Annotated in this window: 15 protein-coding genes and 1 tRNA gene; 1 reads left to right on the top strand and 15 read right to left on the bottom strand. The window is 56.9% G+C overall.

From position 1 onward, the window contains the following. Window positions 1-100: 100 nt before the first annotated feature. From GMET_RS18305 to GMET_RS07210, 11 genes are all read right to left on the bottom strand, one after another. Window positions 101-361, bottom strand: a complete 261-nt coding sequence (locus GMET_RS18305) for a GIY-YIG nuclease family protein (RefSeq protein WP_011365827.1) — start codon at window positions 359-361, stop codon at window positions 101-103. A 138-nt stretch (window positions 362-499) separates the two neighbouring features. Then, window positions 500-1,039, bottom strand: coding sequence for a hypothetical protein (locus GMET_RS07245; protein ID WP_337998866.1), 540 nt, complete (start codon window positions 1,037-1,039; stop codon window positions 500-502). A gap of 51 nt (window positions 1,040-1,090) precedes the next feature. Further along, window positions 1,091-1,237, bottom strand: a complete 147-nt coding sequence (locus GMET_RS19280; protein ID WP_420794819.1) for a DUF456 family protein — start codon at window positions 1,235-1,237, stop codon at window positions 1,091-1,093. Between the two features lie 131 nt (window positions 1,238-1,368). Next, the gene (locus GMET_RS07240; RefSeq protein WP_004511632.1) at window positions 1,369-2,715 is read right to left on the bottom strand and encodes a DUF6880 family protein; all 1,347 of its coding nucleotides are present in this window, start codon (window positions 2,713-2,715) and stop codon (window positions 1,369-1,371) included. Window positions 2,716-2,916: 201 nt separating this feature from the next. Beyond that, a tRNA-Met gene (locus tag GMET_RS07235) sits at window positions 2,917-2,993 on the bottom strand. Window positions 2,994-3,053: 60 nt separating this feature from the next. Further along, window positions 3,054-3,857, bottom strand: coding sequence for an SPOR domain-containing protein (locus GMET_RS07230; protein ID WP_004511633.1), 804 nt, complete (start codon window positions 3,855-3,857; stop codon window positions 3,054-3,056). A 12-nt stretch (window positions 3,858-3,869) separates the two neighbouring features. Continuing rightward, window positions 3,870-5,558 carry an arginine--tRNA ligase gene (gene argS / locus GMET_RS07225; RefSeq protein ID WP_004511634.1) on the bottom strand — a complete coding sequence of 563 codons (1,689 nt, stop codon included), beginning with the start codon at window positions 5,556-5,558 and terminating at the stop codon, window positions 3,870-3,872. A gap of 17 nt (window positions 5,559-5,575) precedes the next feature. Continuing rightward, complete coding sequence (locus tag GMET_RS18770) at window positions 5,576-5,731, bottom strand: hypothetical protein (protein ID WP_004511635.1); 156 nt, start codon at window positions 5,729-5,731, stop codon at window positions 5,576-5,578. A gap of 50 nt (window positions 5,732-5,781) precedes the next feature. After that, the gene (locus GMET_RS07220; protein ID WP_004511636.1) at window positions 5,782-6,114 is read right to left on the bottom strand and encodes an FtsB family cell division protein; all 333 of its coding nucleotides are present in this window, start codon (window positions 6,112-6,114) and stop codon (window positions 5,782-5,784) included. A 14-nt stretch (window positions 6,115-6,128) separates the two neighbouring features. Continuing rightward, window positions 6,129-7,070 carry a UDP-glucuronic acid decarboxylase family protein gene (locus GMET_RS07215; RefSeq protein ID WP_004511637.1) on the bottom strand — a complete coding sequence of 314 codons (942 nt, stop codon included), beginning with the start codon at window positions 7,068-7,070 and terminating at the stop codon, window positions 6,129-6,131. Window positions 7,071-7,082: 12 nt separating this feature from the next. Next, window positions 7,083-8,435, bottom strand: coding sequence for a UDP-glucose dehydrogenase family protein (locus GMET_RS07210; protein WP_004511638.1), 1,353 nt, complete (start codon window positions 8,433-8,435; stop codon window positions 7,083-7,085). Between the two features lie 240 nt (window positions 8,436-8,675). Between GMET_RS07210 and GMET_RS07205 the strand changes: the two genes are divergently transcribed. Next, window positions 8,676-9,248, top strand: a complete 573-nt coding sequence (locus GMET_RS07205; protein ID WP_004511639.1) for a Slp family lipoprotein — start codon at window positions 8,676-8,678, stop codon at window positions 9,246-9,248. A gap of 68 nt (window positions 9,249-9,316) precedes the next feature. On the opposite strand, the gene GMET_RS07200 is transcribed toward GMET_RS07205, so the two are convergent. Genes GMET_RS07200 through GMET_RS07185 form a run of 4 tightly spaced genes read right to left on the bottom strand, consistent with a single transcriptional unit; the run spans window position 9,317 to window position 15,442 of the window. Beyond that, window positions 9,317-10,516 carry a cofactor-independent phosphoglycerate mutase gene (locus GMET_RS07200; RefSeq protein ID WP_004511640.1) on the bottom strand — a complete coding sequence of 400 codons (1,200 nt, stop codon included), beginning with the start codon at window positions 10,514-10,516 and terminating at the stop codon, window positions 9,317-9,319. A 47-nt stretch (window positions 10,517-10,563) separates the two neighbouring features. Continuing rightward, window positions 10,564-11,451, bottom strand: a complete 888-nt coding sequence (gene xerD, locus GMET_RS07195; protein ID WP_004511641.1) for a site-specific tyrosine recombinase XerD — start codon at window positions 11,449-11,451, stop codon at window positions 10,564-10,566. Between the two features lie 7 nt (window positions 11,452-11,458). Beyond that, window positions 11,459-14,158 (bottom strand): [protein-PII] uridylyltransferase, encoded by a 2,700-nt coding sequence (gene glnD, locus GMET_RS07190; RefSeq protein ID WP_004511642.1) that lies wholly within the window; start codon window positions 14,156-14,158, stop codon window positions 11,459-11,461. Window positions 14,159-14,170: 12 nt separating this feature from the next. After that, window positions 14,171-15,442: an N-acetylmuramoyl-L-alanine amidase gene (locus GMET_RS07185; RefSeq protein WP_004511643.1), complete on the bottom strand. Its 1,272-nt coding sequence runs from the start codon at window positions 15,440-15,442 to the stop codon at window positions 14,171-14,173. Window position 15,443: the final 1 nt, after the last annotated feature.

The raw sequence follows: 15,443 nt of genomic DNA, 5'->3' as shown, positions 1-15,443 counted from the left end.
GTCGAAAGCTGTCTTGATTCATTATCGACGCACGTCGGTACCGACAACGACATGTCCGGCCATGTTATCCTCTTACCCGGCTACACACCTACACATGTACTTACCTTGCCCGCAAAGACGTTGTGGTGATCAGATTCATTTTCTCGGTACGGCCCATGGCCTTGATCTTCGCTTCCCTGCTGGCGGCTGACGAGCGGCTGTGGTCGTTTTCAAGATAGACTACCCGCAGCGGTCGCCGTCCCCGGAAATACTTTGCGCCAGTCCCACCTGCATGCTGGCGGAACCTCCGGTCAAGATCCGTAGTAATCCCGGTATACAACGAATTGTCGGAGCAAAGGATTATGTAAACCTGCCAGCTCACTTTTAAACACCCGCCAATCTGGTCGTCAGATTGATCAGTCTCCGATTGGGATTGAGATTACTCACCGCCGTTTCCAACGCTCTGTGCTAACCGATAATTGCCATACCGATCTTGGGACTGCGCGGAGCTCTCCCATGGCTACGCCTTCTGCAGGATGACCAGCTTGGAACGGATGAAGCGCACCAAGGCCGGAACGCAGAACATCGCAACAAGGATTATCAGCATCGTAATGTTAGGGTCGTGGATATAGGAATTGAGACGCAGGGTGCTGATCGCGATAACCGCGAAGTAGATCATGTCCCCAGCAATGGCGAACGCCCACCCTGCGATAATGCCGTGTCCGGCCGCAAGAGCCGAGGCCCGACCTGTCATTGGGTCAACGCCGAAGGCAATCATGATGAGAGCAATCGGACCTGCGCCAGTACCGCTGAAATGGGAGACGCTGCGGGCTGTCGCTGCTTTCATAACCGCACCGATCCGGGATAAAAAGGAAACCTTCCCGCAGATGAAGGCAAGCAACCGGAGAACCGGTTCAAAGGCAAGCGCCAGGATGATGTCCGATGCCAGATAAAGCAGTGTCGTAAAAGGCCACGCCACACCTTTGGTCTGGGCGAGCATGACGCCGGCGGGTATCCCGCCACCGACCGGAATGAGGAAGAGTTTCAATACTGACAGCATAGTCGCTGGTGAGGGGACTCTAGGAATCATTAAAACCCACCATTAATTCTTTCATATAAACCACTTCACGAGAAAAAGTCCGATCATGGCGAAGCCGATGGCCAACTTGCCGGCCACGCCAATTGCCATGCCCACCACAGTGCCAAAACCAACCCGACTCGCTTCGTTCAGTCTGAGTTGTAGTGAAAGTTCACCGATTACCGGCCGAGTATAATACCTGGCATCCCCAGAAACAAACCGACAACGCCACCCAGAGCAGCGCCATCCATGGCCCGCCTGGAACCACCACAGTCGGTTTCTTCCTCCTGCCGAGAATCATCACACCAACCTTACTCCCCGTAACGGGACCAGAAACTGCTTTTCCGGCCGTGGTTCAGCCGGAGATTCTCCTTGTAAAAGTCATGGGACTCAAAGGTGCGCCAGTCGGTAATGGTCCCGGCGAGTTTATCGAGCTTGCGGAGATACCGGGCACCGTGGGGATAGGTCTTGGTCTGGGCCCGGCGGAGGATCGAATCGAGCAGTGCCCGATACAGCAAGGAAGCGCAGAGGTGGCGACCGCTCTGCTCCATGGCCTCGGCCAGGGGGAGAAGCCCGCTGTAGTCGTCGCCGTTAAGCGCGTCGGCATGCCTGAGGAGATAGTTTTCCGCGTCGTCGGGGCGCTCGACCTCCACCAGAAAGGCGGCATCCCCCGGAGAGAACCGATCCTCCCCGAGAATGGCGGCAACTTCCCCTGCCACTACGGCATCCCTCTGGTCACTGCCGATTACGTCCAGCAGTCGCGTCAGGGAGGCAAGGCTTCTGTGACGCCTGAAGATCCGCCAGGCGACGTCGGCCTGCCGAGCTGGGTTCCCCAGTCGGCCATGGACCTCCAGCAGCAGCGAGTCCCGATCCTCCGCCATGAAGTTCTCCGTCACCGGAATCTTCTCGAGCCACGCCAGGGCCGTCTGCCCGTCGCCGCTCTCCAAATATACCCGGGCTATGTCGACGCAGGCTGCGGTGGAGAGACTCCCCCACGAGGCGCGCCGTGTCCGCTCGAACAGGGGGGCATCCTTGAGCTGCCGGGCAAGGGACTCGGCCAGCCCCAGCCAGTGCCGTTTGTGGTATTCGTCGCTCTCGCCGTCGGCCATTTTCTGAAACCGTTTCACCATGGTCCGGATGACCGGCTCCGGCAGATAGTCGATGGCGCATTTGACCAAGGCATCCCGCACCCCATAGTCATCGGTACGGCTCACCTTGTAAACCAGATCCCCCAGCCACTCCTTCTCGTCGCAGCGGGAGGCGTAGTGGACGAAGAGTTCTCTGGCATCATGCCGGAAGACATCACCCACATGGCCGCTGGAATCGTCGCAGTTTCCCAGGGCCCCCTTGTCGCACTCGTAGAAGGCGGCAACCAGCTCGGCGCCCGTGCGGGGATCGGAGACTCCCGCCTGTACATCCTGCAGGAGGGCAAGCAGTTCACGGGCAAAGGCCGCGGATTCACCCCACCGGATGAAGCGGCGGCTGCGCTTGATGCCGGCCAGTCTTTTCCTGAAGCGCTCGATATTTTCCCAGGGGGTAGCGATCATCCGTTCCACCAGATCGTCGGCAGCATCATCGCGGGCGGCCAGTTCCAGCAGGGCGTCCGCCAGCCGCTCCGGGGTCAGCGTCAGCAACCGTTGTTTGCGGTCAGAATTCATGGGAGATGTCCTTCACTCTTCCGGGCCCCTGAGATTGCCGAGTTCTGGGAGCGGTACGTGGACCGGCTCACTCAGTCCAAGGGGTGGATTGCCTTGACAGGAGTAGGACTCGCAACTATCTATTTTGCCACCCAAAGCAAAACATGCGTCAGGACAACAAAAAAGGCACTTAGCATTTTCAGCTAAGCGCCTGTTATTGTTTGGTTGCGGGGATAGGATTTGAACCTATGACCTTCGGGTTATGAGCCCGACGAGCTACCAGACTGCTCCACCCCGCGTCACAAGAGATTTGTTTATACTATGAGCACGATCTCGAGTCAATAAAAAAATCACTCTTACTATTCAGGAATTATTATTGCTGCCTTACCGAGCTGTTTTGCAAGCTTCGCGGCAGCCGACTGATCCATTTGTTTCCCCACCCGTACGCGATACCATGTCCCCTTACCGGGAACGACGGACTCAACAACATAGGCAGCAAACCCCTTTTCCTGTAACCCCGATTTGATGGCGTCTGCTTCCTTGCGTTCCCTTGCGGATACCACCTGCACGGAGAATTTCCCCTTGGATACCGCAGTTTTTTTCGCCGATACTTCTTTGGCTGTTTCGCCGGCCGCCTTCGGGCGTTCAGCATTATCTGCAGCCGCACTTTTCTCTGGAGATGAGACAGGAATGGCAGGTTTGTCGGCTTTTTGCACCATCACAGCTTCTGTCTGTCGCGGCAAAACCTGGTCATTTTTTGGCAAAGCCTCAGTGGCTGTTTTTGCGGGGGATGCGGTTAGCACCTTTGGCATTTTGGGATTCATGCCGCTCCCGAGAATAATTTTTCCGCCCTTGGGTAACGTCTCGTAAAAAGTCAGAGATGGTTCCTGAAGCGCAGGGGCTGCACCCTGTTTGGCGGTCACCGAATCCTTGGCAGTTGAAGAGGGTTGCTCCTGAGGGCCGTTCTTCGGCGCGACAGAAGGGGGTGCCTGGGCATTTTCGACCTTAAGGCTGCGAGGAGAAAGCAGAAAACGGTCCGTCAGAACACCAAGGGCAAAGGAGCAGACTGCAACCAGGCCGAATGCTATGACAAAGAGGCCGACGGGTTTCGATTTTGGCCGGTTTTTGTTGACCGGTTTCCGTTCACGATAATCAAGGACCATAAACCCTTCCAGCTACATCTTTTCCGGTGCCGAGACACCCAGGAGTGCAAGCCCGTTCTTCAGTACTTGAGCAACGCCCTTGAGGAGGAAGAGCCGTGCCGAACTCAACTCCTTCCCTTCGCCTATGACGCGATTTTTATTGTAAAAAGAATGGAAAGCCCCTGCCAGTTCCTGAAGGTAGTAGGTGATCCGGTGTGGCTCGAAGGACAAGGCGCTTCCTTCGATAACTTCGGGGAAAGAGCCGATGAGCTTGATGAGTTCAATTTCTTCCGGTGTCTCGAGAAGATCCACATGGGCATCAGGGAAGGACGGAACGCTGATTCCACGGTCACAGGCGGCCTCGAAGATGCTGCTGATCCGTGCATGGGCGTACTGGACGTAGTAAACCGGGTTTTCGAGTGATTGCTGTTTGGCCAGATCGATATCGAAAACCAGTTGAGAATCAGGTTTCCTCATGAGGAAGAAGAATCTCGTGGCATCACGGCCCACTTCGTCGATCAGATCTCGTAACGTAACATAGCTACCGGCGCGCTTGGATATTTTCACCTCTTCACCACCGCGCATGACCGTAACCATCTGGTGTAGAACGTACTCGGGCCACTCTTGAGGGATTCCTGCATTGAGGGCCTGAAGACCGGCACGCACGCGGGTTATGGTGCTGTGGTGGTCCGCTCCCTGCTCGTTAATGACGCGGGTGAAGCCACGTTCCCACTTGGCCAGATGGTAGGCAACATCGGGGACAAAGTAGGTGTAACTGCCGTCCGACTTGCGCATGACCCGGTCCTTGTCGTCTCCAAAGTCCGTGGTCCGCAACCAGAGGGCGCCGTCCTGCTCGAAGGTATGGCCGTTCTCGATCAGACGCCTGACTACCTCTTCAACACGACCTTCGGTATAAAGGCTCGATTCAAGCGAGTAGACATCGAAATGCACGTCGAAGGCCAGGAGGTCCTGATCCTGTTCGCGCCGCAGATAGGCCACGGCAAAGCGACGGATCGCGTCAAGGTCATTCGGGTCGCCGGCGGCAGTGACGTGCTGGTCACCGGCATCTACGGTTTCGCGATTGAGATAGGAGCGGGCCACGTCCTTGATATAGTCGCCCTGATAGCCATCGGCCGGCCACCGGGGGTCTCCCGGCTCAATACCGAGACAGCGTGACTGAACGGAAAGCGCAAGATTGGCGATTTGGGCACCGGCATCGTTGTAATAGAACTCACGGGTCACATCGAATCCGGAAGCTGACAGAAGGCGACAGATGGTGTCACCGATGGCGGCACCCCGTCCGTGGCCGATATGGAGTGGTCCCGTGGGGTTTGCACTCACAAACTCCACCTGCACCTTACGCTCTTCACCCGCGCAGCTGCGCCCGAAGCTCGCCCCTGCCGCCTCCACGACCGCAAGCGTTCTGCTCCATGCCTCGTTCTTGATTCTGAAGTTGATAAAACCGGGGCCGGCTATATCGATTCCCCCGATGATACCACTTTCACCATTTTCAATATGTTTGACGATTGTCTCTGCAATCACCCGCGGCGCCTTGCGCTCGGCCTTCGCCATGGACATGGCGACGGTACAGGCAAAGTCGCCGTGCTCGGCATGGGCCGGCTTCTCTATGACTATGGCCGGCATCTGGTTCGAGGCAAGAGAGCCGTCGGCAAAACACCGCTCGATTCCCTCGGCGACCAGAGAACGAACCCTATCCTTCATTGTTCCCTCCAGTTGACTCATTGTATTTCATCCGATTCTTCGTCCGGAACCTTAATGGAAACGTCACGGCTGAAATCGGGACAGCGCGCGCCGCCATCGGTGACGCAGAATTTCTTCGCACATGTTTCGCGCCAGGCGCAGACGACACATGCCTGCCTCTTTGAACTGCTCATGGTTAATCTCCTGATGACAAAAAGGAAAGAGCGGATTCTCTCCGCTCACCCTATCGCTTCTTCTCGACCGCCGATGAAACCGGCTGCTGAGTCTTGGCCTGGGCCTTGTCCGACGACGGGAACTGATAGACGACTTCATTGGGCCGCACAAGCCCGAAATCCTTTCGGGCAATGCTTTCCAGGTAACGCCGGTCGGTCTTGAGCGCTTCTATCTCGCGCTTGAGTTTCTCATTTTCACCCCTGACCTCGGTCACCTTCTCCGCAATTTCCTGTTTCTCCCTGCTCAGGTGGTAGATGCGCAGAAGTCCCCGCTCGCCGAAAACGGTGAAGAAGAGAATGAAGAGTATGCAGCCGGCAGGGACGAGGTACATCCGCTTCCGCATGCTTCCTCCTTTGGTCATGAACCCGAACCGGCACCGAGGCCGGAGAAATAATCAACTGTCTTTGTGAGACCCGTTTCCAGGGGCACGATAGGCTCCCATCCAAGCGTCGTCCGGGCGAGGGTTATATCGGGTTGGCGCTGCTTGGGGTCATCCGACGGGAGAGGCCTGAAAACAATCTGCGACTGGGAACCGGTCAGTGCGATTATGCGCCGGGCAAATTCCAGGATAGTAGTTTCACCGGGGTTGCCCAGGTTGACCGGACCGGTGAAGCCTTCACATGACATCGTCCGGACAAGCCCTTCCACCAAGTCGCTCACATAGCAGAAGGAGCGGGTCTGGCTGCCGTCGCCATAGACCGTTATGTCTTCCCCTTTGAGAGCCTGAACAATGAAGTTCGACACCACCCTGCCGTCATGCTCGGCCATGCGGGGGCCAAAGGTGTTGAAAATCCGGACGATGCGGATGTCGACACCATTCTGGCGATGGTAATCCATCATGAGGGTTTCCGCAACCCGCTTCCCTTCGTCGTAGCAGCTGCGGATTCCGATGGGGTTAACGTTCCCCCAGTAGGTCTCGGGCTGCGGATGCACCTGGGGATCGCCGTAGACTTCAGAGGTGGAGGCCAGAAGGATTCGCGCCCGGACCCGCTTGGCGAGGCCAAGCATGTTGATGGTCCCCATGACGCTTGTCTTGATGGTCTTCACCGGGTTGTACTGATAATGGACCGGCGAAGCGGGACAGGCCAGATGATATATCTGGTCCACCTCCAGAAGAATCGGCTCGGTTATATCGTGGCGGATCAACTCGAAACGGGGGTTTCCCAAGAGCGGCAGGATGTTTTGTTTGCTCCCCGTAAAGAAGTTATCGACACAGAGAACCTCGTGGCCGTCACTGACCAACCGCTCGCACAGATGGGAGCCAATGAACCCTGCCCCGCCGGTTACCAGAACACGCATTGCTTGCTCCTGCTAACCGGTAAAGGCCGAACCGTTACGGCCGATGGAGTGGTACGTGAAGCCGATCTCCTTCATCCGCCGCGGATTGTAGAGGTTCCGGCCGTCGAAGATAACCGGGGCGGTGAGGCTTGCGCTGATGCGCTCGAAGTCAGGGTTGCGGTACTCGTTCCACTCCGTAATGATGGCGAGCGCGTCGGCCCCCTTGAGAATCTCGTACTGGTTGGTACTGGTGTAGGTTATCCGGTCGCCGAAGATCTTTTTCGCTTCCTTGACCGCTTCGGGATCGTGCGCCAGGACCGTGGCGCCCATTTCGAGGAGCTTGCTGATGATGACGATGGAGGGAGCTTCGCGCATATCGTCGGTGCGGGGCTTGAACGAGAGCCCCCAGATGGCGATGGTCTTTCCTGCAAGGGGTGACGCCCCGTTGTCCCGGGAGAAATGGGCGATCATTTTGTCTATGAGGATCGCCTTTTGCCGTTCGTTGACTTCCTCCACCGACTTCAGCAGGACAAAGTCGTACTCGCATTCCTCGGCGGTCTTGATGAGGGCCTTCACGTCCTTCGGGAAGCACGAGCCGCCGTAACCGACGCCGGGAAAAAGGAAATCGTAGCCGATCCGAGAATCGGATCCGATCCCCTCGCGCACGGCTGACACATCCGCACCCATCCGCTCGCAGAGGTTCGCTATCTGGTTCATGAACGAGATGCGGGTGGCGAGCATGGCATTGGCGGCATATTTGGTCATTTCGGCGCTGTGGACGTCCATGACGATAAGGCGGTTGGTCTTTCTCATGAAAGGGGAATAGAGCTCTTTCATGATCTCTGCGGTACGGACATTGTCGGCACCGATAACGACCCGGTCGGGCTTCATGAAGTCGTCGATTGCGGCGCCTTCCTTGAGAAATTCCGGGTTCGACACCACGTCGAACTCGTAGGCGGCACCGCGGCGATCGAGTTCCTCCTGGGCGGCCCGTCTCACCTTATCAGCGGTGCCAACCGGTACCGTCGACTTGTCGACGATGATCTTGAACCCCTCCATGTTGCGACCAATTTCCCGGGCCACGGCAAGAACATGCTGAAGATCGGCCGAACCGTCTTCCCCCGGCGGTGTCCCTACGGCTATGAAGCAGATGAGTGATTCCTTCACCGCTGACGCCAGGTCGGTAGTGAAGGAAAGGCGCCCCTCGGCGCTATTGCGGAGAACCAGCTCCTTGAGGCCCGGTTCGTATATGGGGAGAATCCCCTGCTTGAGTCCTTCAATCTTCTCCTGGTTAACATCAACGCAAATGACAGTGTTGCCGCTTTCGGCGAAGCAGGTTCCAGCGACAAGGCCCACATACCCGGAGCCAATGACACAGATTTTCACAATGCAACTCCTCAGACATAATTTAGCGTTTCAACATATCATAAAAAACGCTGAAACTTCCAGTGATTTTCCTCAGAAATGGTATCCACGCCTACCTCCACGGCTAATTTGACTTTCACCTGACCGGAGCTAATCTTGATTCATGTCAGTGCATAGACTGCTGGACGTCCCGGACAGGCGAGGATGTTCGAGCAACACAGCAGAGGGGCGGAAAATGTCGCTCCACCGGGAGGGGCCACGATGTATTTGCAGAGAATATCAATCCTTATAATCCTGCTCACAACCTTGTCATTATCGGGGTGTGCCCATGTCATCAGTGAGCAGTCACGGTCTCTGGTTGACCCCACCATTACCTACGCCATGCTCAAAGAAAAACCCGATGCGTTTGTCGGGAAGTACGTGCAACTGGGAGGGGTAATTGTCGGGGTCAAGAACACTACCACAGGAAGTCAATTGGAGATAATGCAGGTTGCTCTCGACAAGACGGGTATGCCGGAGGATACATTTCGCTCCGAGGGAAGGTTTCTCGCCATTTCCGAATCGTTCCTCGACAGCATGATCTATAAACCGGATCGCCTCGTTACCCTGGTCGGGGAAGTGAAGGGCAAAAAAGTAATGCCGGTCGACGAAGTTGAGTACACCTATCCGGTCCTCGCAATCAAAGAGATTTACGTCTGGAAAAGCTACGACTACGAGAAGGGCTACCCCTACCCCACTCCGCCACCCTACTCCTTTTATGATCCCTACTACTACGGATACTGGCCCGGGCCGTACTGGTACCGCCCCCTGGGGCCGGTTTACCGGCGCTGGTGACGCAAAAGGACAGGGCGGATCCCATAACCCGCCCTGTCTCTCTCCTCACCTAACAACATCCTGCCTGGTCACCTTTCAAGCAGAAGCTCCATGAGCCGGTGCCCTTCCTCCAGCACCAGGCCGGAAGTCCGGGCCGAATCTTCGTCATAGCCCGCAATCGAATCATCTTCCGATTCTCCTCCATCGTAGATGATGAAGGGCACAGGCGCGCCCGTATGTGTCTTCAGCCTGAGGGGAGTCGGGTGATCGGGAGTACAGAGTATCCGGAACGAACCAAAACGCCTGATCCCTTCCATGATGGGGCCGACAACCCTGGCATCGAAATCTTCGATGGCCTGGAGCTTGTGGGAAAGGTTCCCCGAATGGGAAGCCTCGTCGGGCGCCTCAACGTGAAGGTACACGTAGTCATGGGTCTCCAGGGCCTCAAGAGCTGCCTGGACCTTGCCTTCGTAGTTGGTGTCCAGGTAACCGGTGGCCCCCTCGACCCGAATCACGTCGAGGCCCGCTCCGATGCCGATACCGTTTATGAGATCGACCGCGGAAATTACCGCCCCGGCAAGGCCGAACTTTTCCTTGAAGGGCTCCATCCGGGGTGCTTTGCCGTGCCCCCAGAGCCAGATGGAATTCGCCGGGATCTTGTCTGCTTCAAGGCGCCGCCGGTATTGGGGATGATTGTTGAGTATCATCTGGGAGGAGTTCATCAGATAGATGAGCTTGTCGGCCCCCTCTCCCTTCGGAAGGTAGTCGAGGATGCTTTTCCCCGAGATGTCATGGGGAGGGGTGGCGGACATGCCGCTTTTGCCGTTGCGCCATACCATGAGATGGCGGTATCCCACGCCGGGGTAGAACTGGAACTCGTCATCGCCGATCTGCTGCTGGATGGCCTCGATGAGTTCGCGTCCCTCTTCGGTGGAGATATGCCCCGCCGAGTAGTCGTTCATGACGAGCGTCCCCTTGGTCGGCAGGAGATTCACGAGATTAACCCGGAACGCCACGTCATCGGGCCCGAGTTGAACCCCCATGCTTGCTGCTTCGAGGGGTGATCGACCCGTATAGCAGGTACGCGGGTCATAGCCGAACACCGAGAGATTTGCCACATCGCTTCCCGGAGGGAGCCCCTTCGGCACGGTGTGAGCGAGGCCGATCCTCCCCCGCCGGGCCATGACATCCATGTGCGGCGTTTTGGCAGCCTGCAGTGGTGTCTTTCCGTCCAGATCCTTCACGGCCTCGTCCGACATCCCGTCGCCGAGGAGCACGATATACTTCATTGCCCTGTCCTTTCCTGAGTGAGTTTTCCTGTCTGCACCGACCCGCCCTATCCCCGTGGATGGTATTCCTCGTGGATGCGTTTCAATCGCTCCCGGGTCACGTGGGTGTAAATCTGTGTCGTCGCGAGGTCCGCATGGCCGAGCATTGCCTGCACGCTCCGCAGATCTGCGCCGTTCTCCAGCAGATGGGTTGCGAACGAATGGCGCAGAGTATGGGGAGAAATGGTTTTTCTGATTCCCGCCTCAATGGCCCGTTTTTTGATTATATTCCAGAACGCCTGCCGCGTCATCCGGTCTCCGAGCCGGGTAAGAAACAGATAGGCGTTGTCGCCGTTTCGATCCATTTCGGGACGCGCCTCGGCAAGATAACGGGAAACTGCTGCACAGGCGGATTCACCCATGGGAACGAGCCGCTCCTTCCCCCCCTTGCCGAAAGCCATGAGGTATCCCGCGGTTACATTCACATCGCGCAAACCGAGGCCCACAAGTTCGGAGACCCGCAGCCCCGTGGCATAGAGAAGCTCCAGCATGGCCCGGTCCCGCATATCCTGGGCACTGTCACTTCCGGGAGCAGCCAGAAGCGCCTCGACCTCCCGGCCGGCGAGGATCTGGGGAAGCTTGGCCAACGTCTTGGGCGCCTCGATGATCGCGGTGGGGTTCGCCTCGGCATACCCCTCCACCAGGAGAAACCGGTGGAACATCCGGACGGCGGATAAGGCCCTGGCTCTGCTTCGGGGGGCGAGACCACAATCCTTGAGATGGGCCAGAAAATCCGCCACATCCACGGGACGCACCGCAGACGGTTCACCACAATTCCGTTTCTCAAGAAAATCCAGATACCGGATCATGTCGCGGCCGTAGGAATCGAGGGAATTTTTCGCCAGCCCCTTCTCCACAAGAAGGTAATTCAGAAAGAGATCGAGGTACTGGTTCACGTTCTCCTCACTCCACGGCCTTCAAAAGTCTCTCCCGTATTTCTTCGAGCCGCTCCGGATTGGTGATCTTGTGGCCGAATATGTCCTTCACGTAGAAGACGTCGGCCACCTGGTCCACCTTGGTGGAAATCTTGGAGACACCGATGTAGAGCCCCAGTTCCGTCAGGGTGCTCGTGATCTGGTAAAGGATTCCCACTTTGTCATGGGTATAGATGTCGATGACTGTATAGTCCGATGACACCTCGTTGTCGATTTCGACTCGCGCGGAAAAACGGGGTTTTGCCTTTTCAGCAAGGAGTGTCGGCCGCTGCCGCTTTGCAACGAGCGAGGCCACCGGGGTCTTGCCGGTCAGCACCTGCCGGAGATCCTCATTCACCCGCTTCCACCGACCCACGTCGGTTATGATAAAGCCTTGGGGTGAATTCACCTGCAGGATGTCCAGCGCCTTGCCATTGGAACTCGTATGAATCTGGGCACCGAGGATATTTATCCCGTTGGCGGCCATGACGCCGGTAATCATGGAAAAGAGCCCCGGTACATCGAGGGTGCAGATGGTGAAATTGGAGTATCCCCCGTCGGACTCATGGTCGAGACGGGTGATGATTTTTTCGTGTTCAAGGGCAAGGAGCAGCTTCACATGCTCGGCGATGACCTGCGGAGCATTGGAGAGAAGATGCCGGTTGGTCATCGCCTTCAGCTCTTCTTTCACTGCAGCCACTGGGTACTCGTCGCCAAGAAGCTCCAGTACGTTCCGCTTCACCTTCTTGACCCGCTCACTCCTGGCCTCCAGCCGGAAATCGCCGCGCTCCAGCACGTTGAAGCTCTTCTCGTACAACTCCTGGAGGAGCATCGCCTTCCACTCGGTCCAGACATCGGTCCCGACAGCTCGTATGTCGGCATAACTGAGAAGGTAGAGCATCTTGAGGTTCTCACTCTTCTCCATCTGTCGGGCAAACTGGATGATCATCTTGTCATCATGGAGGTCACGGCGCTGGGCGATGTGCGCCATGAGGAGATGGCTCCGCACCATGAATTCGAGCCGTTCCGAATCCTCCTTGCAGAGCCCCATCCGGCGGGCAATGGTGGGGATCATGTCAGCGCCCTTGTCGGCATGCCCCCCCCCTTCCCCCTTGCCGATATCGTGGAAAAGTACCCCAAGGATCAGGAGTTCCCTCTTGTCCACCTCCCTGGCAAGCCGGGTAAGAAGCGGCAGATCTTCGGCATGGTCTCCCCGCAACAGCTTCTCAATCTCTTCCACCGCAAAAAGCGAGTGGGTATCAACGGTGTAGATGTGGTAGAGGTCATGCTGAACCTTGCAGTAGATATTGCCGAACTCGGGGATGAAACGGTTCAGGAACTCCAGGTGATGCATGAGTTGCAGAGTTTCGGAGGCCCCCTTCTCGCTGCGGAGGATCGCAAAGAATGACTGGTTGACATCCTTATTTCTCCTGAACTTGTCGTTAATGAGGTGAAGATTCTTCCGGATCAGCGACTTCACCGTGACACTTATGGCAACGCCATGCTTCTGGGCATACTCGAATATTTTCATGAGCCGGGCCGGCTCCTTGTGGATCACCGATTCGTCGGGGATCACCAACTCACCCTTGATGATGTAAAAACCCTCACCCACATGCCGTCGGACAAAGTAGCCGATGATCTTCAGCGCCCTCTCTTCCCGCTGTGAACATTTCGTGATGAGAGAGGAAGAAAGATGTTCGACCCGAGTTGCATGGAGGTAGTAGTCACGCATGAACTCTTCCACTGCCAAAGACTTTCCGACGTCCTTGTAGCCGAAGAACCCGGCCAGATTGATCTGGGCATCAAACGTGAGCTGATCGTTCTTGCGGCCGGCATGGAAATGGAGTTCGTTCCGGATGCGCCAGAGATAGGAAAGCGCCTCGCCGTAAACCGAGACCTCCTCCTCGGTCATGACCCCCTTGACGATCAGTTCGCGGATATCGGAAATCTTGTACTTGATTTTCGCCACCCAGAGTGCCGTGTGAAGGTCCCGGAGCCCCCCTTCGCTCTCCTTGACATTGGGCTCGAGGAGATAGACCGACGAGCCGTACTTCTCCCTCCGCTTCCCCAGTTCCGCAACCTTCTCCTTAATGAAGGAGTCGCTCCGTTTGGAAAGGATCTGGGTCAGCATGACCTTCTCGAAATCCTTGAACAGCAATCGGCTTCCGGCAAGGACGCGTGCATCGAGCAGAGCCGTCCGCACCGTCAAGTCGGAGGCAGCCATCTCCACACAATCCTGCAGGGTACGCACCGAGTACCCAACGTCAAGCCGCATGTCCCACAGAAAATAGAGGAGCTTCTGGGCGATATCCTCAACCCGGGCCTGGTCTTTGCCGCCGTAGAGAAACATCAGGTCGATGTCCGAGTAGGGGTTGAGCTCTCCCCGTCCATAACCACCGATGGCAGTCAGGGTCAATGGTTCCCTCACCCGCCCCCTCTGGGCCACATCCCTTGTTATGCTGCGAAAGAGCTTGCGGACCAGGGTATCGGTCATGGCAGTCAGGTTACGCACCACGACGCTTCCTTGAGTGCCGGCATTGTGCATCTCCCTGATCTCTTCCCGGTAGTGGTTCAGGAAGTGCTTGCTCGCAGCCAGGTAAAGGGGACGCTTCTCCTCGAAGGAGGCACGGCCGGCATCACCAGTCTCCTGAGAGGTGTCGGGAAAGTAGCGGTCAATGTTGAATTCCATAAAATCCCTTACCTATCGCCCGGTGCCGATTGTACGGATATACCCCTTAATTCCATCCACAATGCCGTCGGCAGCCCGATCAAGAAAGGCCTTGTCCCGAAGCCGGGCCTCCTCGGTTTCGTTGCTGATGAAAGCCGTCTCCACGAGGATGCTCGGCATGGTGGCACCCACAAGAACGTAAAATGGCCCCTGCTTGACCCCCAGGTTCCGTGTTCCCGGATAGTGGCCGTTGATCTTTTTGTAGAGGGCCTTCTGGACTTCATCGGCCAGGTGGGCGGAATCGTTGAGCTTGTAGTTGGCCATCAGGTCGAAGAGAATCGCCTGCAGAAGGCTCACCTTGTCCAGGGATGTGCCGTTTTCCCGGGCAGCAAGCTGGGCAGCTTTCTCGGTCTTGGCCAGATTGAGGTAATAGGTCTCTATCCCCGAAGTACCGCGGTTGAGGGATGCATTGGCATGGACCGACACGAAGAGATCGGCATTCACCTTGTTGGCGATGGCGGTACGCTCTTCCAGCGGGATGAAGACATCGGTTGAACGGGTCATGACCACGTCAATGCCCAACTCTTCCCGAATCTTCGCCGCCAGTTGGAGCCCGAGGGCAAGCACAACGTCCTTTTCCTGGGTCCCCCCCGCGCCAATCGCTCCGGGGTCGTGACCGCCGTGACCCGGATCGACCACAATCCGCCGAATCTTTCCCGGCTTGAATTTGGCTACTGGCTTGGGGCTCGGTTTTTCATCACTGGTATCGGCGGCTTTCGTCTCGGCAGCACTTGTCGGCGCCGGTGCCGGCTGGACCTGCTCCGTCAGTTTCGCGAATTCCAGGGGACGTTCTCCCTTCACATCGACGATGATCCGGAACGGGTCCGAGAGGGAAAACACCTTGAATTCCTTGATCCGGTCAACATCGAGAACCACCCGCACCACATCCGGCTTGTACTGGCCGACCCTTGCCGATTTCAGCTGCTGATCGGCTATTTGAAGGTCGTGTACGCCGGGTCCAACCCTGGCGCCGGTTATATCGAGGTAAATGCGTGACGGAAGAGCATCGCCCGGATGCTGCTTGATCTGGTGGGTTTCAAAATGTGCTTCTCGGTCGACGGTGATGGCAATCCGGGTATAATCGGGGTTCGACCAATGACGCATCTCCTTCACCACGGCCGTTGCCTTAACGCTGGAGCCCTTAACGCGGCGCACCTCCTTGGCCTCGGCAGAAGAAAAAAGAAACAGCACTCCTGCAAGGGCGAAGAGAAGGGGCACTATCCGTAACCATCGTTGTATTCTCACG

The sequence above is a fragment of the Geobacter metallireducens GS-15 genome (genome assembly GCF_000012925.1).
Classification (GTDB): Bacteria; Desulfobacterota; Desulfuromonadia; order Geobacterales; family Geobacteraceae; genus Geobacter; species Geobacter metallireducens.
The sequence above is the reverse complement of the archived record's forward strand: the minus strand, read 5'-3'. Positions and strand labels throughout refer to the sequence as shown.

Bases quoted from the DNA above. Each gene is read 5' to 3' on its own strand.
- GMET_RS07245 (WP_337998866.1), bottom strand. From the start codon at position 1,039: ATGCTGTCAGTATTGAAACTCTTCCTCATTCCGGTCGGTGGCGGGATA.
- GMET_RS07240 (WP_004511632.1), bottom strand. From the start codon at position 2,715: ATGAATTCTGACCGCAAACAACGGTTGCTGACGCTGACCCCGGAGCGG.
- GMET_RS07230 (WP_004511633.1), bottom strand. From the start codon at position 3,857: ATGGTCCTTGATTATCGTGAACGGAAACCGGTCAACAAAAACCGGCCA.
- argS (WP_004511634.1), bottom strand. From the start codon at position 5,558: ATGAAGGATAGGGTTCGTTCTCTGGTCGCCGAGGGAATCGAGCGGTGT.
- GMET_RS18770 (WP_004511635.1), bottom strand. From the start codon at position 5,731: ATGAGCAGTTCAAAGAGGCAGGCATGTGTCGTCTGCGCCTGGCGCGAA.
- GMET_RS07220 (WP_004511636.1), bottom strand. From the start codon at position 6,114: ATGCGGAAGCGGATGTACCTCGTCCCTGCCGGCTGCATACTCTTCATT.
- GMET_RS07215 (WP_004511637.1), bottom strand. From the start codon at position 7,070: ATGCGTGTTCTGGTAACCGGCGGGGCAGGGTTCATTGGCTCCCATCTG.
- GMET_RS07205 (WP_004511639.1), top strand. From the start codon at position 8,676: ATGTATTTGCAGAGAATATCAATCCTTATAATCCTGCTCACAACCTTG.
- GMET_RS07200 (WP_004511640.1), bottom strand. From the start codon at position 10,516: ATGAAGTATATCGTGCTCCTCGGCGACGGGATGTCGGACGAGGCCGTG.
- glnD (WP_004511642.1), bottom strand. From the start codon at position 14,158: ATGGAATTCAACATTGACCGCTACTTTCCCGACACCTCTCAGGAGACT.